Source organism: Stenotrophomonas sp. YJH_SMC_43 (genome assembly GCF_059372535.1).
Genome location: NZ_JCAFVQ010000002.1, coordinates 142782 through 161241, shown reverse-complemented (window position 1 = coordinate 161241; position 18460 = coordinate 142782). Strand labels below are relative to the sequence as shown.

Sequence of the window (18460 nt, the reverse complement as noted above, 5' to 3'; positions counted from 1 at the left end):
GAGATCATGACACTGCGGGTGTCGAAGTTCATCTGGTGGATTCAGGGATTGCCGGTACATGGCCAGTAACGTTCAAACGACAACGATCACGATCGGCGGCGAGGTGTCCAAGTCACTGAAGGACGCCTTCTCCTTTGCCAACGACGGTATCAAGCGCCTCGGCACCGAGGTGACCCTGCTGGATCGCAGGCTCGCGCGCATGAGTACGACCAGCAAGGAGTACGCCCGCATGCGTACCCAGGTCGATGCTCTGCGTGCCTCGCAGGTGGCGCTGGAGAGCATCGAAGCAAAGCGCGACGCCAACCTGGAGAAGCGCGGGAAGCTCGGCTCGGCATTTGGCGAAGCACGCGGCACGCTTGGCACGGCCGTTACCGCGCTGGCCAAGCCGGTCGAGAACGCCTCCGGCTTCGCCCGCCAGAACCAGCAGATCGGCGTGGCAGCCAACCTCAGCCGCGCCCAGGTCAGCGCACTGGGGCAGGCCATCCTGGAACAGTCGCGTGCAACCAACCAGGGCGCCGACGCGCTGCAGCGCTCGATCAGGCTGATGATCGACGCCGGCATGGATGCGCAGTCGGCCCAGGCCAGCCTCGGTGCTGTCGGGCGGACCACCACCGTCACCGGTGCCAGCATCGATGATGTGGCCCAGGCTGCGGCCGCCCTGCAGCAGTCGTTCGATATCGATCCCTCGCGCATGCAGAGCGCGCTGGATGTGCTGGTGGTCAACAGCCGGCAGGGAGGCCTGGGCCTGAAGGACATGGCCGCAGTGCTGCCTACCCTGGGTTCGTCGTTCGAAGCGATGAAGCTGCAGGGCACCTCGGCGGCCGCCACCCTCGGCGCGGCCCTGCAGGCCACGCTGGACTCGGCCGGCGGCGCCGACAAGGCCGCCAGCAACATGAAGAGCTTCATGTCCGAGGTGCTCTCGCCGGACATTCAGGAGAAGGCCAAGAAGAGCCTGAACCTGGATCTGCGCAAGATCATCGGCGATGCACAGACCAGCGGCGGCAATCCCTTCGACGCTGCGATGCAGGGAATCATCCAGGCGACCGCGGGCGACCAGATGAAGATCGGCACCCTGTTCAGCGATGCACAGGCGAAGAACTTCGTCCAGCCGATGATCGAGAACTGGGATACCTACATCCGTGTCCGCGACAAGGCCTTGAATGGATCGGCGGGTACCACCGATGCGGCCTATGCCGATGCGATGCAGACCGATCCGCAGAAGATCGAAGGTGCCAAGATCGCCGTGGACAACCTGTCCAAGGCCTTCGGTGCGGCACTGCTGCCCGCGGTGGGCGAGGCCGCGGTCAAGCTGACCGAGCTGTTGAACGGGGTTACCTCGTTCGTGCAGGAAAACCCGAAGCTGATCGCCAACACCACGCAGATCGTGGTCGGCATGCTGGGCATGCGCACGGCGGTGCTCGGCGCTCGCTACGCCTGGACCTTCCTGCAGGGCCCGATCCTGGGGGTGCAGAAGGCCTTCCAGCTATTCCGTGGTGGCAGCCTGCTGGCACAGATGGGGCGCTTCGGGCCGATGGCCATGCGCCTGGCATCGGGCTTCCGCATCGTCGCCACTGCCGTGGCCGCCATCGGTGGTGGTCCGATCACGATCGCCATCGCGGCAATCACCGCAGGCGCCATCCTGGTGCGCAAGTACTGGGAGCCGATCAAGGCATTCCTGGGCGGCGTCTGGGAGGGCCTGAGCGGTGCAGGCACCGCAGCGATGGGTGAACTGATGCGTGCGGTTGAACCGCTGCGCCCCGCCTGGGAAGTCATGAGCGGGTTGATCGGCCAGGCCTGGGACTGGCTGTCGAAGATGCTTGCACCTGCACAGTACACCGGCAACGAACTGTCGCGCGTTGCCCAGATCGGCAGCTTCCTCGGTACCGTTCTGATGGAAGGCCTGAGAATGAACATCCAGCTCATCAGCGGCCTGGTGCAGTACGTCGCCTGGATGGGCAACGTGTACACGACCGTCGCCAGCGGGATCGGAATCGGAATGAGCAAGATGTGGACGGCGATCAAGTCCGGTGCCGAATCCCTGTTCGACTGGCTCATCCCGAAGCTGGATTTCCTCATGCCCTACGTCGAGAAGCTGATGGGGTTCGTCGAAGGGGGCATTGGCAAGGTCAGTGCGCTGGTCGGCAAAGGCCTGGACTTCGGCAAGGAGGTGCTTGCCGGTGGAGCGGAAGCGATCGGCAACGGCATGGTGGGGTACACCAACATGCGGGCCGGCGGCAGAGGTGGCCTGGATGACGCCGTGGGCCTGGTCGGCGACGTCGCCAGGTTGGACGCGCCGGGCGCGCGCAAGCGTTGGGGCGGCATCAGCGAGGCCGCTCGCGGTCGCACCGCACCCGACATGCCATCACCCACTACGCGCGGCGTCACCACCGTGCAGCAGCAACAGACCAACAACATCACCATCCACCAGCAACCGGGTGAATCCAGCGAATCGGTGGCGCGTCGCACTGCCGACGAACTGCAGCGTCGCAACGCGGTTGCTGCCCGTGGTGGCCTGGCAGACAGGAACTAAGCATGAAGCGTGAGTTCGTAACCGCATCCATCGACAAGCTGTTGTCCAGTTTCCAGAGCAACGACTCCGGCAACGCCCCGGTGCTGCTGATGCTGGGCGGCTTCAAGTTCAGCCTCAACACCGCCGTGTTCCAGGAGATCCAGCAGAGCAACGAATATGGCTGGGCTGCGCAGGAACGCATCGGGCAGATGGCCGCCCTGCAGTACACCGGCCCCGGCAAGGCCAGCATGACCTTGCCTGGCGTCATCCACTATGCGTTCCGGGGTGCCGGCAATGAGCTCTCGCAGCTGCGCAGACTGGCGGCACAGGGCAAGCCACAGCGGCTGCTGACCGGCAAGGGCGGAAACCTGGGGCTGTGGGTCATCGACAAGATCGACGCCACTGCCTCCGGCTTCACCGTCGATGCGGGAATCCAGCGGCACGAATTCACCCTCTCCCTGCGGAAGCACAGCGATGGCACGAACGTATAACACCCGCGACGGCGACGTCGTTGACCGCATCGCGCATGCGCACTATGGCGAACAATCACCGGCCATTCTGCGCGCGATACTCGACGCCAACCCGGGCCTGGCCGCCCGCGGCGCGGTACTGCCTGCGGGCATCGCGATCACTCTGCCAGACGTGCAGCGCCCCGCCGGCGAACGCAAGGGGATCGCACTGTGGGACTGAACATCACACCGGCATTCCGCGTGGTGGCCAACAGCCAGGACATCACCGACAAGATCATGTCGCGCTTCAAATCACTGCGCATCACCGACGAGACCGACAACAACTCGGACATGCTGGAGCTGCAGCTGGCCGACCATGATCCGTCCGATCCGATCCAGCTGCCGCCGGCAGGCGCGGAGCTGGAAGCCTTCATCGGCTATGACGGCGAAGTGCGGCGCATGGGCCTGTACATCTGCGATGAGGTGGAGATTTCCGGCTACCCGGGCAGCATGACCCTGCGCGCGCGCGCCGCACCGTTCGAGGCCAGCAAGGGCGGCAAGAACGATCTGCAGACGCAGAAGACGCGCACCTGGAAGAAGGGCACGACGATCGGTGGCATGGTCCAGCGCATGGCCGGCGAGCACGGACTCAGCGCGGCCGTGAGCGGATCGCTGGCGTCGATCGCACTGCCGCTGACAGTGCAGTCGCAGGAGTCGGACATGAATCTGCTGCTGCGCCTGGCCAAGCAGCATGATGCCATCGCCAAGCCGGGCGGCGGCCGCCTGATGTTCGTCAAGCGCGGCGAATCCACCAGTGCCAGCGGTGAGCGCATTCCCGACGTCACCCTGACCCCGGCCGATGGCAGTGGCTACAAAGTGAGCATCGTCTCACGCGAGAAGACCGGCACCACCATTGCCTACTATCGCGATGTACGCGGTGCCAAGCGCCAGGAGGTGAAGCTGGGCAGCGGTGAACCGATCGTGCGCCTGCGCATGGCCTACGCCGACCGCGAAGCCGCTGAAGCCGCAGCGCGCGCCAAGCACCAGGAACAGGCCCGGCAGACGCGTACGCTGAGCTACACCCTGCCCGGCCGCGAGACGCTGATGGCCGAAGCCACGGTGGTGATGCAGGGCTTCCGCGATGGCGTGGATGGGCAGTGGCTGGTCAAGCGCGCCGAGCACAACATCAGCCACGACGGCTACGTGACCAGCATCGAGTGCGAACAACCCAACAGCGCCGACGCAGTGAAGGCGGCCCGCAGTGCCGCGGCCACCGAAGGCGAGCAGGTCGGCAGCGAGGTGTAGATCCACGCCATGCGTGGATGCGCTTCCCGCATCAACTCACGTACTGCGCTACCCCGTTGCCGAACGACCAGTTCTCCTTTTTCACTTCCACCAGGTTGATGAACACATCCTCGCGGCGGATGCCCACCGCCGCGTGCAGGCCATCAGCGATGCCGGCATACAGCGCCTTCTTCTGCTCCAGCGTGCGCCCTTCGTTCCAGGTGATCTGGATGCAGATGAAGTCGTCGGTGCGGTCCACGCCCAGGTAGCCGGGGTCGTAGATCAACGTGCCGGCGTCGTGCTGCTGGAAGATCTGGAAGCGGTCGTTCTCCGGCACGCCCACCGCGCGCATGGCCTGGTAGATGGCTTCGCCGACACGTTGCAGGTAGTCGGCGGATTTACCTTTGCGAAGATCGATGCGGGCGAGCGGCATGGTGGCACTCCAGCGTGGATGGGTAAGGCGACAGGATGAGACTACGCCTGCCCGGGGCGGTGGGACAGCGCAGGGATGGAACCCTCTGGCTCCATGCATGACACATTCCCGCCTGCGCGCGCCGGGTGACGGAATTGCCATGGCGGCGCCGCTCTGGAGTCGTCACGTGCACGGTCGGCAGAAGGGCGCTCTGCGCCATCAGTGATGGGCGACACAGTCGGCGGATGCTGGAGGGCACAGAACCGGAAACGCTTGGTGTGCCTGCGTGGAGTTGAGAACTTTCCTTACAGACCACTGTGATTGTGCGATCCCATGATCACCGCGCCTGGGCAGATTGCCTGGGCCGGGATTGGCGTCTCGAATAAACGAATGAACACCCATCGCTGCGATTTACGCCGCAGCAGAGAGAATGCACCGATTGCCTTCAATGGCGGCCGGTGCGTGGGGATCGACAGATCCGCCAGGCCTTCTTCTCGATGGGAGTTCGTTTGCCTTGGTACGCCAACCCGCACCGTCCGCCACCTTCACTCCGGAAGGTGGCGCTACGCCAGTGAGGGTTTCGCCATGACCAATCACACCGCCGACCATCCCCGCCTGCACGCCCTGATCGGCAACATCGCCGCCGACGTGCCTGAAGAGCTCGCGCACGAGATCGAGTGCGCCTTGCAGGAACAGAACCCGCCCGTGCAGTCGCCCACGTTCTTCGCCTGCCTCAATGCGATCAGCAACGCCGACGCCGATGACGGGCAACCGTGTGGCGGCCTCACCCTCGGCGCCAGCAATCACGCTTCGCTGCGCCGCTCGATGTCCGGGCTCAGCGCAGTGCTCGATCTGCTGCAGGCCGCCGACCGGGCGCGTGCCGAGGCCGGCCCGGAGGAACAGCTGGGCGCCTTCCATACCGACGGACTGATCGTGGCGGCACGGCAACTGGTGCGCGAGGCGCATCACTGCCTCGCCGAGGGCCACACCTGACCGGCCCGGATGCGCTCCCGCTACAATCGCGCAGGGAACGCGGGAGGCCGCAATGGACGCCGAACACCTGGAGTATTTCAAGGCCGCCCTGGAGGGCCGCGCAAGCGTAGGCTGGAACGTATGGTTCGCCGCCAACCAGCAGGCGCTGGCACAACAACTGAGCCGCCCTGCACTGCTGCGCTTGAAGTTCAGCAAACTGGATGAAGCCGAACGCTTGCTCGCCCAGGCCGACATCGTGCCTCGCAGCACAGCGGGCAAGCGCTACGAAATGTACTGCGCGGAGTTCGCGGCAGACGTGGTGGACGCGAACGGTCGCCCGCTGCCAGCCCTCTGGCGCGCAGCGCACGGCGGAGCCATCGGCCTGCTTGCCGATGGCGAGCGTGAGGCCGGCCAGGCGAAGCTGCTCGCGGAGTTCCGCCGCGCCCGCAAGCGCGGGCTGCAACAGGTCCACGAATGGTTGGCCGATCTGTGCTTTGAAGGCGAGATGGAACTGACCAGCGGCAATGCCGAGGTGGGCCGTGGTCTGCTTGCAGTGGTGGTGCAGGCCGGCAGCGGCCACGACCTGCTGGATGCAACGGCACTGATCGCGCGCGCGCTGTTGGACGAACACGGCTGAGACAGGGTCCGCTGCCCGTCGGCCCAGCAGAATCGCAGGCAACAAAAAAGCCCCATTGCTGGAGGCTTCTTTCGTTCTGCAACATGGTGGGCGGTACAGGGATCGAACCTGTGACCCTTGCCGTGTGAAGGCAATGCTCTACCGCTGAGCTAACCGCCCGGTGTGTTGCTGAGCCGCTCATTATAGGGGCTTTTCAGAGGCCGTCAACAGTTTTTCACATTCGTGTTCACGGGTGTTTCCGGGGTCCGCAGCCAAGCATGGCTCGGCTCTACAGAAAGGCCCCGGTGCTACCTCACATCGTGTGGGTCGGCTTGTCCGAGCCGGTAAGTCCAGCCAGCAGGGTCTCGATCTTGTGGCGCACGCCCTCGCCTTCGGCACCGTCGGCCAGCTGCACGCCGATACCGGCGGTGCGGTTGCCCTGCGCGCCGGCCGGGGTCACCCAGATCACCTTGCCGGCCACCGGCAGGCGCTCGCTGGAATCGGGCAGGGTCAGCAGCAGGAACACTTCGTCGCCCAGGAAGTAGCGCTTGGGCGTGGGCACGAAGATGCCGCCGTTCTTCACGAACGGCATGTACGCGCTGTACAGCGCGGCCTTGTCCTTCACGGCCAGGGACAGGATGCCCTGGCGGGCGTTGCTGGCACTCATCGATTTCCCCTTGCGGCAGGCCGCTCGTTCACCTTGTTCCAGGCCAGCAGCAACTCAACCACCGCAAGGTCTGCACGCACCGTGGTGCGCAGCAGGTCGCGGGTGCGGTTGGCCGCATCGAACCAGGCTGCAAGCTTGTGCAATCGCTCCGGCGTGGTCAAGGCATCGGTGCTGGCCTGGGCCAGCGCCAGGTCGGCGGCAAAGCGCAGGCGCAGCGCTGCGTTGTCGTCGCCGCACCACTTCTGCGCCAGCTCCACCGCACCGGTCTTGCCGGCGGCCAGCTGTTCCAGCTCGCGGCCAACCTCGCGGCGCAGGCTCAGGCCATCTTCGCGCAGCCAGTTGTCGGCCTGGCCGGGATGGCCGCGTGCAGCCTCCAGCGCTTCGCGCGCCGACGCCTCGCTGTGTCCCTGCTGCTGCAGCCAGGCCAGTGCTTCATGCTGCGGCGGCAGCTTGAATTCCAGGCGCTGGCAACGGCTGCGGATGGTCTGCGGCAGCCGCGCCGGGTCGCTGCTGATCAGCCACAGGTAACGGCTGGGCTGCGGCTCTTCCAGGGTCTTCAGCAGTGCATTGGCGGCCGAGCGGTTGATCGCATCGGCCGGGTCGACGATCACCACCTGTGCCACGCCGTACTGCGGGGTCAGCGCCAGCGTGTCGGTGATCTCACGCACCTGCTCGATGACGATCTCGGTGCGCAGCTTGTCGCCGCTCTTGTTCGGGATGAAGCTGACCAGCTGCAGGTCCGGGTGGGTACCCGCGGCGATCAGCTGGCGCGTGCGCGTGGCATGCGCGGCATCACCGCGCGCCAGCACGTGGTCGGCCAGCGCCAGCGCCACCTCGCGCTTGCCCAGCCCGGCCGGCCCGCAGATCAGCAGGCCATGGCCCAGTCGGTCGGCATCCAACGCGGCCACGGTCTGGTCGAACGCGCGCTGCTGCCAGGGCGAGAACGTGCTCATGCGCCCTCCCCGTCCTGCAGCCAGCGCTCGACACGCGCGACCACATCAGCGGCCACGCGCGCCTGCTCCTGGCCCGCATCGATCAACGCAAAGCGCTGTGGGTCCTGCTGCGCACGGCCGCGGAATACTTCACGCACGCGCTGGAAGAAATCGTCCTGCTCGCTTTCGATGCGGTCCGGCCACAGGTCACGGCCGTTGGCGCGTGCGCGGCCCACTGCCACATCCACATCCAGCAGCAGGGTCAGGCCCGGCAGCAGGCCCACCGCGCGTCGTTCCAGATCGGCAATCCACTGCGGATCGAGGCCACGGCCACCGCCCTGGTAGGCATAGCTGGAATCGGTGAAGCGATCGCTCAGCACATAGGCGCCGCGCTGCAGCGCCGGCTGGATCACCTGGCGCACATGCTGCGCGCGTGCGGCGAACACCAGCAGCAGCTCGGCCTCGGCGCTGAGCGGTTCGGCGGCGATCTCGGCATCGGGCTTCAGCACCAGGCCGCGGATGCGCTCGGCCAGCGGCGTGCCGCCCGGCTCGCGGGTCAGCACCACCTCGTGGCCGTGGCTGCGCAGGCAGTCACGGATGGCGTTGATGGCGGTGGTCTTGCCTGCGCCCTCGCCGCCTTCCAGGCTGACGAAACGCGGGTGGCGAAGCAGCGCGGGACTCATTGCGCCGAGGTCTCCTTGGTACGTTGCTGGCGCAGCTGCTGCAGGTAGCGGGCGACTGCGGCGTTGTGCTGGTCCAGGCTGGGCGAGAACACGTGTGCGCCACTGCCATCGCCCACGGCGACGAAGTACAGCGCGTCGCCCGCTGCGGGTTGCGCGGCGGCCATCAGTGCATCGCGGCTGGGCATGGCAATCGGGGTCGGGGTCAGGCCGGCACGGGTATAGGTGTTGTAGGGCGTATCGGTGGTCAGGTCGCGGCGGCGGATGTTGCCGTCATACGCGGCACCGATGCCGTAGATCACGGTCGGGTCGGTCTGCAGGCGCATGCCGATCTTCAGGCGACGCATGAACACGCCGGCAATCTGCGGGCGCTCGCTGGCCAACGCGGTTTCCTTCTCGATGATCGAGGCCATCGTCAGCAGTTCGTAGGGCGTGTTGATCGGCAGGTCCGGCGCACGGCTTTCCCAGGCTTCATCCAGCGCCTTTTCCATCGCGGCGTGGGCGCGCTTGAGCACGTCCAGATCACTGTCGCCGCGCTGGTAGACGTAGGTCTCCGGCAGGAAGCGGCCTTCCGGATGCTGGCCACCGAAGCCCAGGCGCTGCATCAGCGCGGCGTCATCAAGATTGTCGGTGGTGTGCAGCAGCGGCTCGGCGCGCTTGAGCGCGGCACGCAGCTGGCGGATGTTCCAGCCTTCGATGATGGTGACGCGGTGCTGCAGCACCTTGCCGGCACGCATGCGCAGCAGCAGCTCGCGCGGGGTCAGGTCGCCGCTGAGCGCGTACTCGCCCACCTTCAGCTTGCCGGCGGCATCGAGCTGGCGCGCCAGCAACTGCCACTGGGTGTCCTGGCCCTCGTCCACGCCGGCATCGCGCAGCTTGCGCAGCACGCTGTTCATGCCATCGCCGCTGGCGATGACCACACTTTCGGCGGTGGGAGTGATCGGGGCATCGGCGAACCGGGTCTGCTGGTAGAAGAACCACGCGCCCGCGCCGGCCACGACAGCGGCCAGCACCACCACCAGCGTTACCACGAACAGACACCCGCGCTTGGCTCCCGCCATGGACTACCTCTGAACTCGATTCCGTCGTGCAGGATACCGTGCCGCTGGTGTGGGGTCATGACCGGGGTGGCACCCAACCCCGCTTCGCTCGCCGGGCATGGCCCGGCGCTACCGGGAGGGTGATGCGTCGGTAGCGCCGGGCCATGCCCGGCGGGGGCGGTCAATCAGCCTTGCTGACCGAGCGCCCGCAGCAGGCCGCGGGCCTTGGCGCGGGTCTCGTCCAGTTCCTTGTCCGGGTCCGAATCAACCACGATGCCGGCGCCGGTGCGGAAGCTCACCTCGTGGCCATCCACTTCGGCGGTGCGGATCAGGATGTTCAGGTCCAGGTCGCCATCCCGGTTCAGCCAGCCGAAGGCGCCGGTATAGGCGCCGCGCGGCACCTGCTCCAGTTCGCTGATGATCTGCATGCAGCGCACCTTGGGGCAGCCGGTGATGGTGCCGCCCGGGAACGTGGCGGCGATCACCTCGCCGGGCGTGACCTCCGGGCGCAGATGGCCACTGACGTTGCTGACGATGTGGTGCACATGGGCGTAGCTCTCCACGGTCATCAGCTCGTCGACCACCACGGTGCCGGGCAGGCAGATGCGGCCCAGGTCGTTGCGCTCCAGGTCGATCAGCATCACGTGCTCGGCGCGTTCCTTGGGGTGGCCCACCAGCTCCTGGATGCGCGCGGCGTCATCATCGCCTTCGAAGCGCGGGCGGGTGCCGGCAATCGGCCGGGTCTGCGCATGGCCAGCATGCACCGAGACCAGGCGTTCGGGCGATGAACTGACCACGTGGCGGCCGTGGGCGGTGAAAAGCCCGGCGAACGGTGCCGGGTTGGCACGGCGCAGCTGCGCGTACAGCGCCTGCGGGCTGACCGGCGCAGCGAACTGCGCGCTCCAGCGCCGCGACAGGTTCACCTGGAACACATCGCCGGCACGCAGGTAGTCGATCACCCGGCGCACGCCGTCGGTGAAGCGCTGCGGCGCATCCTCGGCCACCGACTGCGGCGGCTGCCAGCCCTGCCCGGCTTCGGGCAGCGCGGCCGAAGCCAGTGCCACCAGCGCGTCCAGCAGCGCCTGCTCGCCGGCTTCGGCGATGACGAAGCTGGCATCGTTGTGATGGTCGTGCAGCACCGCGGCCGGGCAGCGCAGTGCCAGCGCGGTCGGGCGGCCGTCTTCGCGCGCACGCGCCGGCAGAACCGGTTCGATCTGGCTGGCCACTTCGTAATCCAGCATCAGCGCCCAGCCGCCACGGAACGGCAGGCTGTGGCTGCCGTCATGCGGCAGGCGCTCGCGCTGCCAGGCACGGTCCAACACCTGCAGGAAGCTGCCAGCGTGTACCGCATCATGCTGGTCACGCACCTGGCCGTCGGCGTCCAGCCGCAGGCCCTCGCCCTGCGCGGCCAGCAGCAGGCTCCAGCGGCCCTGGGCGGTGCCCGAGGCGGTGGATTCCATCAGCAGCGGGAAACGCGCCGGGTCGTGCTGCTGCAGCGCCAGCAGATCGATCGGATGCGGCAACGGGTGGATCAGCGGTGCGTGGGTCATGGCAGCCAGTTCGGGGGATCAGATGCACGGAAGCCGCCTTGCGGCGGCCTCCTCGTGCGTAACGCACGTTCAGTCGAGCATGGCTCGACGCTACAACTCGGTCAGACGCGCTTGAAGATCAGCGTACCGTTGGTGCCGCCGAAGCCAAAACCATTCGACATCACCACGTCCACCTTGGCCTGGCGTGCTTCGTTGGGCACGTAGTCCAGGTCGCAGCCTTCGCCCGGCTGCTGCAGGTTGATGGTCGGCGGAATGACGTTGTCCTGCAGCGCCATCACCGAGAAGATCGCTTCCACGCCGCCGGCAGCGCCCAGCAGATGGCCGGTCATCGACTTGGTGGAGCTGACCATCATCTTGTAGGCGTGGTCGCCGAAGGCGGTCTTCATCGCCATGGTCTCGCCCAGGTCGCCCAGTGGCGTGGAGGTGCCGTGCGCGTTGAGGTAGCCGACCTGCTCCGGGGTCACGCCGGCGTCCTTCATGGCCATGGCCATGCAGCGGGCGGCACCTTCGCCGTTCTCGCTCGGTGCGGTCATGTGGTACGCATCGGAGCTGGCGCCGAAACCGGCCAGCTCGCAGTAGATCTTCGCGCCACGCGCCCTGGCGTGCTCGTACTCTTCCAGGATCAGGATGCCGGCGCCGTCGCCCAGCACGAAGCCGTCACGGTCCTTGTCCCACGGGCGCGAGGCCTGTTCGGGGGCATCGTTGCGGGTGCTCATGGCCTTCATCGCGCAGAAGCCGCCCAGCGCGGTCGGCGACGAGCCACGCTCGGCACCACCGACCACCATCACGTCGGCATCGCCGTACTGGATCATGCGCATCGCGGTGCCGATCGAGTGGTTCGAGGTCGCGCACGCCGACACCGCCGAGAACGACGGGCCCTTCAGGCCGGTGATGATGCTCAGCTGGCCCGGCAGCATGTTGATGATGGTCTTGGGCACGTAGAAGGGCGAGATCTTCTTGCCCTCGTGGAACTCGATGGTCTGCTCTTCGATGCCGAGCAGGCCGCCGATGCCGGCGCCGACGATGGCGCCGATGCGTTCGGCATTGGCGTCGGTGATCTCCAGGCCCGAGTCGTGCAGGGCCATGAACGAGGCACCGAGGCCGTAATGGATGAACGGGTCCATCTTCTTGGCATCCTTGCCGCTGACCCGGAATTTGCCGAACAGTTCATTGTCGGCGGTGATGTCGAATCCCTTGACCTCACCTGCAATCTTGGTGGTGAACCGATCCAGATAGGCATCAGAAACGTTGGTCAGCGGACCGATGCCCGAACGACCATGGGTGATGCCTTCCCAGCTGCTGGCCAGATCATTGCCCAACGGCGAGACGATACCCAGGCCGGTTACGACGACGCGACGCTTCATTGCTGATTCTCCTGGCCCGGATGGTTTCAACGGGCAACTCGGTTTGCTTCGGTGTGATGCTCAAACACACGGGGCCGCAACAGCGGCCCCATGGGGTGCGGTGCGCGGCGAGCGTGAACCCGCGCGCGCACTGCCGTCTGACATCAGGCCTTGACGTGGGCCTTGATGTAGTCGATGGCGGCCTGCACGGTGCTGATCTTCTCGGCTTCTTCGTCCGGGATCTCGCACTCGAATTCTTCTTCCAGGGCCATCACCAGCTCGACGGTGTCCAGCGAGTCAGCGCCCAGGTCATCGACGAACGATGCGCTGTTGGTGACTTCTTCTTCCTTGACGCCAAGCTGTTCGACGACGATTTTCTTGACGCGTTCTTCGATGGTGCTCATGGGATCTCGCTCCAGATGGAGTTGTGGTTCAAAAGTGGTCGCCATCAAAGGCGATGGCCGTGGGATAGTGTAGTGGAAACCGGCGCGGCCTTGCATCGCAGCAAAAACCTCAGCAGATCAATCACTTGCGGCGCAATCCCTGCGCCCCTTGCTTACGGCATGTACATGCCACCGTTCACATGGAGGGTTTCGCCGGTGATGTAACCGGCAGCCGGGCTGGCCAGGAAGGCCACCGCATGGGCGATGTCTTCCGGCGAACCCAGGCGTTCGAGGGCGATGTCGTTGATCAGCGCGGTACGCGCTTCTTCCGGCAACGCCTTGGTCATGTCGGTGTCGATGAAGCCAGGTGCGACAACATTGACGGTGACACCGCGCGAACCGATTTCCTTGGCCAGCGACTTGCTGAAGCCGATGATGCCGGCCTTGGCGGCAGCGTAGTTGGCCTGGCCGGCGTTGCCGGTCACGCCCACCACCGATGCGATGTTGATGATGCGGCCCTTGCGCGCCTTCATCATGCCGCGCATTACCGCCTTGCTGGTACGGAACACGCTGGTCAGGTTGGTGTCGATGATCGACGCCCAGTCCTCGTCCTTCATGCGCATCAGCAGGTTGTCGCGGGTGATGCCGGCATTGTTGACCAGGATCGAGATCGGGCCGAATTCCTTGGCGATGCCGTCCAGCACGCTGTCCAGCGCAGCCGCGTCGGTGACATTCAGCGCGCGGCCATGACCACCGTGGGCGGCCAGGCGCTCACCGATCGCGGCAGCGCCGGATTCGGTGGTGGCGGTGCCAATGACGGTGGCGCCTTGGGCGGCCAGCAGATCGGCGATGGCGGCACCAATGCCACGGCTGGCGCCGGTGACCAGTGCGATTTCACCCTGCAGGGGCTTGCTCATGATGTTTTCCTCAGGCTGGGGCGGCCGCCGCACCCGTGCCGCGTGCAGCGGCCACTCGTACGGTCGGCAGGAACAGGGGGATCAGGCCGACCATGCCTCGCGGGCAGCTTCGAAGTCGCCCGGCGTGGCCAGCGAACGGCCGTCGATGGCCTTGTCGATGCGCTTGACCAGGCCGGTCAGCACCTTGCCCGGGCCGCACTCGGCGATCTGGGTGACGCCACGGCCAGCCAGCGCCTGCACGCAGCCGGTCCACTGCACCGGCTGGTACAGCTGCTGGACCAGCGCGGTACGGATCGCGTCGATGCCGTCATGCACCTTGGCGTCGACGTTCTGCACCACCGGCAGCTGCGGCGCCTGCCAGGCCAGGCCGGCCATCACTTCGGCCAGGCGGTTGGCGGCTTCGCGCATCAGCGGGGTGTGCGAGGGCACGCTCACGGCCAGCTTGACCGCCTTGCGCACGCCCTTCTCGGCCAGCAGCGCCAGCGCGCGGTCGACCGCATCGGCGTCGCCACCGATCACGATCTGGCCCGGCGAATTGAAGTTGGCCGGCACCACCACCTGGCTGCCTGCCGCTTCAGCGCAGACGTCCAGCACCAGCTGGTCTTCGGCGCCGAGCACGGCGGCCATGGCGCCGACACCGGCCGGTGCGGCTTCCTGCATCAGCTGGCCGCGCAGGCGCACAAGGTGCGCGCCGTCATGCAGGCTCAGCGCGCCAGCGGCAACCAGGGCGGTGTACTCGCCCAGGCTGTGACCGGCCAGCACCGACGGGCGCGGACCGCCCACGGCGTTCCAGGCGCGCCACACGCCGATGCTTGCGGCCAGCAGGGCCGGCTGGGTGTATTCGGTGCGGTTGAGCATTTCCTCCGGGCCGCCCTGGGACAGCGCCCACAGGTCGACGCCGGCACCATCGGATGCCTCGGTGAAGGCGTCACGCACCTGCGGGTGCAGTTCGGCCAGCTCGGCCAGCATGCCCACAGACTGCGAGCCCTGACCGGGGAAGACAAAAGCGAGGGTGGATAGGGTCACGCGGTCATCCGCTTGTTGCAATCGAAGCGGGCCATGATAAGGGGGAACATGCCGTGTCGTCTGTACGTGCGCGTATGCACGCGTATGGTGAATGGCTGTCGCAACACGCTGGAGATCCGGGGCCGGATGCCTCTCCATGGAAAAAAGGGATCCGGCCCCAGCCGCTGATCAGCAGAACAGCTGCAGGACGTCCAGGTCGCCGTCGGCGAGGAAATCCACGCACAGGCCCACCAGCATCAGCACGCCAGCGGTGCTGGCGCCATGGGCGATGAAAATGGAGTGGGCCAGCGCGCGCGCTGAGCGGCCCAGCTTCATGCAGACCCGGGCCAGGCTGCGCAGGCGGCCGCTGACCGCGTGCACGTGCTCGCGCACCGGCGCCTGAGCATCGCCCATCGCCTCGGCCATCATCGCCTGCAGGTGCTCGGGGCGGTCGGCGTAGTACTTGGCCACGCCATAGCCGAACATCAGCCAGTCGCGGGCCTGCGCTTCGGACAGATCCATCACTTCCAGCGGATCTTCCTCGAAGTCGATGAAACCGACGTTCTCGCCATCCCAGGTGAGATTGCGCGGCAACGGCTGGCCGAAATAGGCGCCGCGCGCATGCGCTGCGGCAATGGCCAGCATCGCCGCCATCACCAGTCGGTCGCGACCTGCGTCGTCGGCTTCGCGCAGGCAGGTATTGAACGAACTGCCGTTGTCGCCGATCACCAGCGCGGCATGGCCGGTGCCCAGCACGTCGGGCACGTTCACACCCTGCGCCTGCAGTTCTGCAAGGCGACGGGCTTCGGTTTCGCGTGCGGCGTCGCCGCCACGGTGCGGCGGCGGGCGCAGGGCGTCCAGATGAAAACGACGGGCAACAAAATTGAGCAGGCCAAGGGCCAGCGCCCGGCTTCCCTTGCCGTACTGCTTCAGCCAGGCACGTTGCCCTTCGATGACGATGGGCTCAACCATGACAGGTCCTCCTTAAACGCGTTACGGCCCCAGAGGGGCCGCAACGACAAAGCTTCACGTTGTCGTAACTTGCACTATCAATAGCGCAGCAGAGCCGAACCCCACGTGAAGCCGCCGCCGAAGGCTTCCAGCAGCAGCAGCTGGCCACGTTCGACCCTGCCCGAACGCACGGCGGCGTCCAGCGCCAGCGGCACCGAGCCGGACGAGGTATTGCCGTGCTTGTCGACGGTCACCACGACCTGGTCCATTGACATGTCCAGGCGCTTGGCGGTGGCTTCGATGATGCGCAGGTTGGCCTGGTGCGGAATCAGCCAATCCAGGTCGGACTTGTCCAGGCCGTTGGCGGCCAGGGTCTCGTCCACGACCGAGTCCAGCGCCTTGACGGCGTACTTGAACACGTCGTTGCCCTTCATGTTGATGGTGCCGCCGCCATTGGCGCCGTCCTTGAAGCCGGTCGAGACACCGACCGGGTTCCACAACAGCTCCTTCTTGCTGCCATCGGCATGCAGGTGGGTACTGAGAATGCCGGTCTCTTCATCGGCCTTGAGCACGACGGCACCGGCGCCATCGCCGAACAGCACGCAGGTGGTGCGATCGTTCCAGTCGACCATGCGGGTCAGCGTTTCGGTGCCGATCACCAGCACATGCTTGCAGTCACCGGAACGGATGAATTTGTCGGCCACGCCCAGCGCGAACACGAAGCCCGAGCAGGCTGCGTTGACGTCAAAGGCAGGGCACCCCGCAACACCGAGCTTGGCCTGGATCAGGCACGCGGTGGACGGGAAAATGAGATCAGGGGTGGTCGTGCCGACCACGATCATGTCGAGCTGCGAGGCATCGATGCCTGCGGCTTCAAGCGCGCGCAGGGCGGCGTTGTAGCCGAGGTCGCTGGTGGTTTCGCCTTCGGCCGCGATGTGCCGTTCACGAATTCCGGTGCGCGACTGGATCCACTCATCCGAGGTTTCGACCATTTTTTCCAGGTCGGCGTTGGTCAGGACTTTTTCCGGCAAATAGCTACCGGTGCCCGCGATCCTCGAGTAGATCCGCTTGCTCATCATGTTTCCTGTTGCGCGGGCCGCCGATCACCGGCACACCCGGGGAAGAAGGCAAAGGCCGCTGCCCGGAGGCAGCGGCCTTCCCGGCACATCAATCTTCTTCGACAGCCGAGGTCTTGGTCTGGATGACCTTCTTGCCGCGGTAGAAACCATCGGCAGTGATGTGGTGACGCAGGTGCACTTCGCCGGTGGTCGGGTCGGTCGACAGCTGCTTGGCGCTCAGGGCGTCATGCGAACGGCGCTGGCCGCGGCGGGACGGGGTAACACGGGATTTCTGGACAGCCATGGGATTGCTCCAAACTCGGTTCGTTTTGCTTCGTCGTTTCGTCGCACAGGACGCCAGCGCCCAGCACACTTTTCGCTTTCGCCGCAGCCGCCGACGACAACCGGCTGCTATTGTTTCTTCAATGCCGCCAACGCCGCAAACGGGTTGGCCTTCTTTGTTTCTTCCTCGCTCGGCGCCCAGTCCTTGTCGACTGCTTCACCGTCGGGCGACAGCGGTACCACCGGCACCGCCAGCACCAGTTCGTCCTCGACCAGATCCAGCGGCTTCAGCTGGCCATCTTCCGGCACCAGCAACGCCTCGTATTCCTCCGGCAGGGACGATTCCTCGTCCTCGTCGCGGATCAGGCCAAGCCTCTGGGTCACCTTCACCGGCAACAGGAATCGCTGCATGCTGCGCTGACAGGTCAGCGGCAGCGCGGTGTCGATGGTCAATTCCACATAGGATACCCGCAAGACGTCGTCGCGACCGAATTCAAGCGAGTAATTGCACTCACCGTCGGTATCTGCGACCAACCCCTGCAGGCGGGTCAATTCAGCCAGAGACACCTGACCGTCGAAGCGCCTTCGCGCTACAACCATCCGCCAGGCATCCAGCGTTTCGGGCACGTTCGCGGACATAAGCCGCTGAATACTAAGGATCCGGGCGGCGACTGTCAAATGCCCGCCATACAGGACTTGCTGCTGGCGCTGCGGACACGCCAGACTGCCATGCCCTGCCCCGGTATTCTCGCATGTCACTGGTCCTGGCCTCCACCTCCCGCTACCGCCGCGAGCTGCTGGAACGGCTGGGCCTGCCCTTCGACTGCGCACGTCCGGACGTGGATGAGACTCCCATGAACGGGGAGGCTCCGCTGGCCCTGGCCACCCGCCTGGCCGCCGCCAAAGCGGCCGAGGTGGCGTCCCGCCACCCCGGCGCGTGGGTGATCGGTTCGGACCAGGTCGCAGACCTGAACGGCCAGCCACTGGGCAAACCGGGTACGGTCGAGGCCGCCTGTGCACAGCTGGCAGCGATGTCGGGGCAGACCGTCCGCTTCCACACCGCCGTCTGTCTCAGCCGTGACGGAGAATCATTCACGGCCGTCGATCTGACCGAAGTCTGCTTCCGCAAACTGGAACCAGACGAAATTGCCCGCTACGTGACCACCGAGCAACCGCTGGACTGCGCCGGCAGCTTCAAATGCGAGGGCCTGGGCATCAGCCTGTTCGACGCCATCGACAACCGCGACCCGACCGCGCTGGTCGGCCTGCCGCTGATCGCGGTATGCGGATTGCTGCGCAGGGCCGGTTTCGCGGTGCCCTGAACGCTCCTGCCAACCTGTAGAGCCGAGCCCATGCTCGGTTGCTTTTTTCGAGGCTGCCTGCATCTGAAGCAGAAGCAGCCGAGCATCG

21 protein-coding genes and 1 tRNA gene are annotated in these 18460 nt (G+C 66.1%); 7 read left to right on the top strand and 15 right to left on the bottom strand.

The window, feature by feature from the left end; translation table 11 throughout:
* Positions 1 to 58: 58 nt before the first annotated feature.
* The 4 genes from AC5QAH_RS07055 to AC5QAH_RS07040 are packed head-to-tail and all read left to right on the top strand — an operon-like array spanning position 59 to position 4263.
* Positions 59 to 2530, top strand: coding sequence for a phage tail tape measure protein (locus tag AC5QAH_RS07055; RefSeq protein ID WP_495232220.1), 2472 nt, complete (start codon positions 59 to 61; stop codon positions 2528 to 2530).
* A gap of 2 nt (positions 2531 to 2532) precedes the next feature.
* Positions 2533 to 3000 carry a phage tail protein gene (locus tag AC5QAH_RS07050; RefSeq protein ID WP_049410185.1) on the top strand — a complete coding sequence of 156 codons (468 nt, stop codon included), beginning with the start codon at positions 2533 to 2535 and terminating at the stop codon, positions 2998 to 3000.
* Positions 2984 to 3199, top strand: coding sequence for a tail protein X (locus tag AC5QAH_RS07045; RefSeq protein WP_010483798.1), 216 nt, complete (start codon positions 2984 to 2986; stop codon positions 3197 to 3199). The genes AC5QAH_RS07050 and AC5QAH_RS07045 overlap by 17 nt, the downstream gene beginning before the upstream one ends.
* On the top strand, positions 3190 to 4263 hold the full coding sequence (locus tag AC5QAH_RS07040; RefSeq protein WP_049410183.1) for a phage late control D family protein: 1074 nt from the start codon (positions 3190 to 3192) through the stop codon (positions 4261 to 4263). Before AC5QAH_RS07045 ends, AC5QAH_RS07040 begins: the two co-directional genes overlap by 10 nt.
* 31 nt (positions 4264 to 4294) lie before the next feature.
* On the opposite strand, the gene AC5QAH_RS07035 is transcribed toward AC5QAH_RS07040, so the two are convergent.
* On the bottom strand, positions 4295 to 4675 hold the full coding sequence (locus AC5QAH_RS07035) for a tautomerase family protein (RefSeq protein WP_005408320.1): 381 nt from the start codon (positions 4673 to 4675) through the stop codon (positions 4295 to 4297).
* Between the two features lie 312 nt (positions 4676 to 4987).
* On the opposite strand from AC5QAH_RS07035, the gene AC5QAH_RS07030 reads away from it, so the two are divergent.
* Positions 4988 to 5647 (top strand): hypothetical protein, encoded by a 660-nt coding sequence (locus AC5QAH_RS07030; RefSeq protein WP_239682755.1) that lies wholly within the window; start codon positions 4988 to 4990, stop codon positions 5645 to 5647.
* A gap of 52 nt (positions 5648 to 5699) precedes the next feature.
* Positions 5700 to 6263, top strand: coding sequence for a hypothetical protein (locus AC5QAH_RS07025; protein ID WP_049453542.1), 564 nt, complete (start codon positions 5700 to 5702; stop codon positions 6261 to 6263).
* An 84-nt stretch (positions 6264 to 6347) separates the two neighbouring features.
* On the opposite strand, the gene AC5QAH_RS07020 is transcribed toward AC5QAH_RS07025, so the two are convergent.
* The 14 genes from AC5QAH_RS07020 to AC5QAH_RS06955 form a co-directional block, all read right to left on the bottom strand.
* Positions 6348 to 6422 (bottom strand) — tRNA-Val (locus AC5QAH_RS07020).
* A gap of 133 nt (positions 6423 to 6555) precedes the next feature.
* Positions 6556 to 6909 carry a PilZ domain-containing protein gene (locus tag AC5QAH_RS07015; RefSeq protein WP_005412452.1) on the bottom strand — a complete coding sequence of 118 codons (354 nt, stop codon included), beginning with the start codon at positions 6907 to 6909 and terminating at the stop codon, positions 6556 to 6558.
* Positions 6906 to 7862: a DNA polymerase III subunit delta' gene (locus AC5QAH_RS07010; RefSeq protein ID WP_043398236.1), complete on the bottom strand. Its 957-nt coding sequence runs from the start codon at positions 7860 to 7862 to the stop codon at positions 6906 to 6908. The genes AC5QAH_RS07015 and AC5QAH_RS07010 overlap by 4 nt, the downstream gene beginning before the upstream one ends.
* On the bottom strand, positions 7859 to 8524 hold the full coding sequence (gene tmk, locus AC5QAH_RS07005; RefSeq protein ID WP_010483813.1) for a dTMP kinase: 666 nt from the start codon (positions 8522 to 8524) through the stop codon (positions 7859 to 7861). Before tmk ends, AC5QAH_RS07010 begins: the two co-directional genes overlap by 4 nt.
* Complete coding sequence (gene mltG / locus AC5QAH_RS07000) at positions 8521 to 9582, bottom strand: endolytic transglycosylase MltG (protein ID WP_010483815.1); 1062 nt, start codon at positions 9580 to 9582, stop codon at positions 8521 to 8523. Before mltG ends, tmk begins: the two co-directional genes overlap by 4 nt.
* A gap of 164 nt (positions 9583 to 9746) precedes the next feature.
* Positions 9747 to 11111 carry an aminodeoxychorismate synthase component I gene (locus AC5QAH_RS06995; protein WP_054171117.1) on the bottom strand — a complete coding sequence of 455 codons (1365 nt, stop codon included), beginning with the start codon at positions 11109 to 11111 and terminating at the stop codon, positions 9747 to 9749.
* A 101-nt stretch (positions 11112 to 11212) separates the two neighbouring features.
* Positions 11213 to 12475, bottom strand: a complete 1263-nt coding sequence (fabF, locus tag AC5QAH_RS06990) for a beta-ketoacyl-ACP synthase II (protein WP_057503269.1) — start codon at positions 12473 to 12475, stop codon at positions 11213 to 11215.
* A gap of 143 nt (positions 12476 to 12618) precedes the next feature.
* The gene (gene acpP / locus AC5QAH_RS06985; protein WP_005415509.1) at positions 12619 to 12858 is read right to left on the bottom strand and encodes an acyl carrier protein; all 240 of its coding nucleotides are present in this window, start codon (positions 12856 to 12858) and stop codon (positions 12619 to 12621) included.
* A gap of 152 nt (positions 12859 to 13010) precedes the next feature.
* Entirely contained in the window at positions 13011 to 13754 is a 744-nt protein-coding gene (fabG, locus tag AC5QAH_RS06980; protein ID WP_005408312.1) for a 3-oxoacyl-ACP reductase FabG, read from the bottom strand.
* Between the two features lie 81 nt (positions 13755 to 13835).
* Complete coding sequence (gene fabD, locus AC5QAH_RS06975) at positions 13836 to 14780, bottom strand: ACP S-malonyltransferase (protein ID WP_495232219.1); 945 nt, start codon at positions 14778 to 14780, stop codon at positions 13836 to 13838.
* A 168-nt stretch (positions 14781 to 14948) separates the two neighbouring features.
* Positions 14949 to 15731 (bottom strand): BUD32 family EKC/KEOPS complex subunit, encoded by a 783-nt coding sequence (locus tag AC5QAH_RS06970; protein WP_010483824.1) that lies wholly within the window; start codon positions 15729 to 15731, stop codon positions 14949 to 14951.
* 77 nt (positions 15732 to 15808) lie between these two features.
* On the bottom strand, positions 15809 to 16786 hold the full coding sequence (locus tag AC5QAH_RS06965) for a beta-ketoacyl-ACP synthase III (RefSeq protein WP_005415505.1): 978 nt from the start codon (positions 16784 to 16786) through the stop codon (positions 15809 to 15811).
* 91 nt (positions 16787 to 16877) lie between these two features.
* Positions 16878 to 17072 carry a 50S ribosomal protein L32 gene (gene rpmF, locus AC5QAH_RS06960; RefSeq protein WP_005408308.1) on the bottom strand — a complete coding sequence of 65 codons (195 nt, stop codon included), beginning with the start codon at positions 17070 to 17072 and terminating at the stop codon, positions 16878 to 16880.
* Positions 17073 to 17179: 107 nt separating this feature from the next.
* On the bottom strand, positions 17180 to 17689 hold the full coding sequence (locus AC5QAH_RS06955) for a YceD family protein (RefSeq protein ID WP_010483828.1): 510 nt from the start codon (positions 17687 to 17689) through the stop codon (positions 17180 to 17182).
* Between the two features lie 113 nt (positions 17690 to 17802).
* Here AC5QAH_RS06955 and AC5QAH_RS06950 point away from each other — a divergent pair, with 113 nt between their 5' ends.
* Positions 17803 to 18372 carry a Maf family protein gene (locus AC5QAH_RS06950; protein WP_197653894.1) on the top strand — a complete coding sequence of 190 codons (570 nt, stop codon included), beginning with the start codon at positions 17803 to 17805 and terminating at the stop codon, positions 18370 to 18372.
* The last annotated feature ends 88 nt before the right edge of the window (positions 18373 to 18460 follow it).

What these genes read in the sequence shown, in the direction of transcription:
- AC5QAH_RS07055 (WP_495232220.1), top strand. Translation starts at nt 59, where the DNA reads ATGGCCAGTAACGTTCAAACGACAACGATCACGATCGGCGGCGAGGTG.
- AC5QAH_RS07050 (WP_049410185.1), top strand. Translation starts at nt 2,533, where the DNA reads ATGAAGCGTGAGTTCGTAACCGCATCCATCGACAAGCTGTTGTCCAGT.
- AC5QAH_RS07045 (WP_010483798.1), top strand. Translation starts at nt 2,984, where the DNA reads ATGGCACGAACGTATAACACCCGCGACGGCGACGTCGTTGACCGCATC.
- AC5QAH_RS07035 (WP_005408320.1), bottom strand. Translation starts at nt 4,675, where the DNA reads ATGCCGCTCGCCCGCATCGATCTTCGCAAAGGTAAATCCGCCGACTAC.
- AC5QAH_RS07030 (WP_239682755.1), top strand. Translation starts at nt 4,988, where the DNA reads ATGATCACCGCGCCTGGGCAGATTGCCTGGGCCGGGATTGGCGTCTCG.
- AC5QAH_RS07025 (WP_049453542.1), top strand. Translation starts at nt 5,700, where the DNA reads ATGGACGCCGAACACCTGGAGTATTTCAAGGCCGCCCTGGAGGGCCGC.
- AC5QAH_RS07015 (WP_005412452.1), bottom strand. Translation starts at nt 6,909, where the DNA reads ATGAGTGCCAGCAACGCCCGCCAGGGCATCCTGTCCCTGGCCGTGAAG.
- AC5QAH_RS07010 (WP_043398236.1), bottom strand. Translation starts at nt 7,862, where the DNA reads ATGAGCACGTTCTCGCCCTGGCAGCAGCGCGCGTTCGACCAGACCGTG.
- tmk (WP_010483813.1), bottom strand. Translation starts at nt 8,524, where the DNA reads ATGAGTCCCGCGCTGCTTCGCCACCCGCGTTTCGTCAGCCTGGAAGGC.
- mltG (WP_010483815.1), bottom strand. Translation starts at nt 9,582, where the DNA reads ATGGCGGGAGCCAAGCGCGGGTGTCTGTTCGTGGTAACGCTGGTGGTG.
- AC5QAH_RS06995 (WP_054171117.1), bottom strand. Translation starts at nt 11,111, where the DNA reads ATGACCCACGCACCGCTGATCCACCCGTTGCCGCATCCGATCGATCTG.
- fabF (WP_057503269.1), bottom strand. Translation starts at nt 12,475, where the DNA reads ATGAAGCGTCGCGTCGTCGTAACCGGCCTGGGTATCGTCTCGCCGTTG.
- acpP (WP_005415509.1), bottom strand. Translation starts at nt 12,858, where the DNA reads ATGAGCACCATCGAAGAACGCGTCAAGAAAATCGTCGTCGAACAGCTT.
- fabG (WP_005408312.1), bottom strand. Translation starts at nt 13,754, where the DNA reads ATGAGCAAGCCCCTGCAGGGTGAAATCGCACTGGTCACCGGCGCCAGC.
- AC5QAH_RS06970 (WP_010483824.1), bottom strand. Translation starts at nt 15,731, where the DNA reads ATGGTTGAGCCCATCGTCATCGAAGGGCAACGTGCCTGGCTGAAGCAG.
- AC5QAH_RS06965 (WP_005415505.1), bottom strand. Translation starts at nt 16,786, where the DNA reads ATGAGCAAGCGGATCTACTCGAGGATCGCGGGCACCGGTAGCTATTTG.
- rpmF (WP_005408308.1), bottom strand. Translation starts at nt 17,072, where the DNA reads ATGGCTGTCCAGAAATCCCGTGTTACCCCGTCCCGCCGCGGCCAGCGC.
- AC5QAH_RS06955 (WP_010483828.1), bottom strand. Translation starts at nt 17,689, where the DNA reads ATGTCCGCGAACGTGCCCGAAACGCTGGATGCCTGGCGGATGGTTGTA.
- AC5QAH_RS06950 (WP_197653894.1), top strand. Translation starts at nt 17,803, where the DNA reads ATGTCACTGGTCCTGGCCTCCACCTCCCGCTACCGCCGCGAGCTGCTG.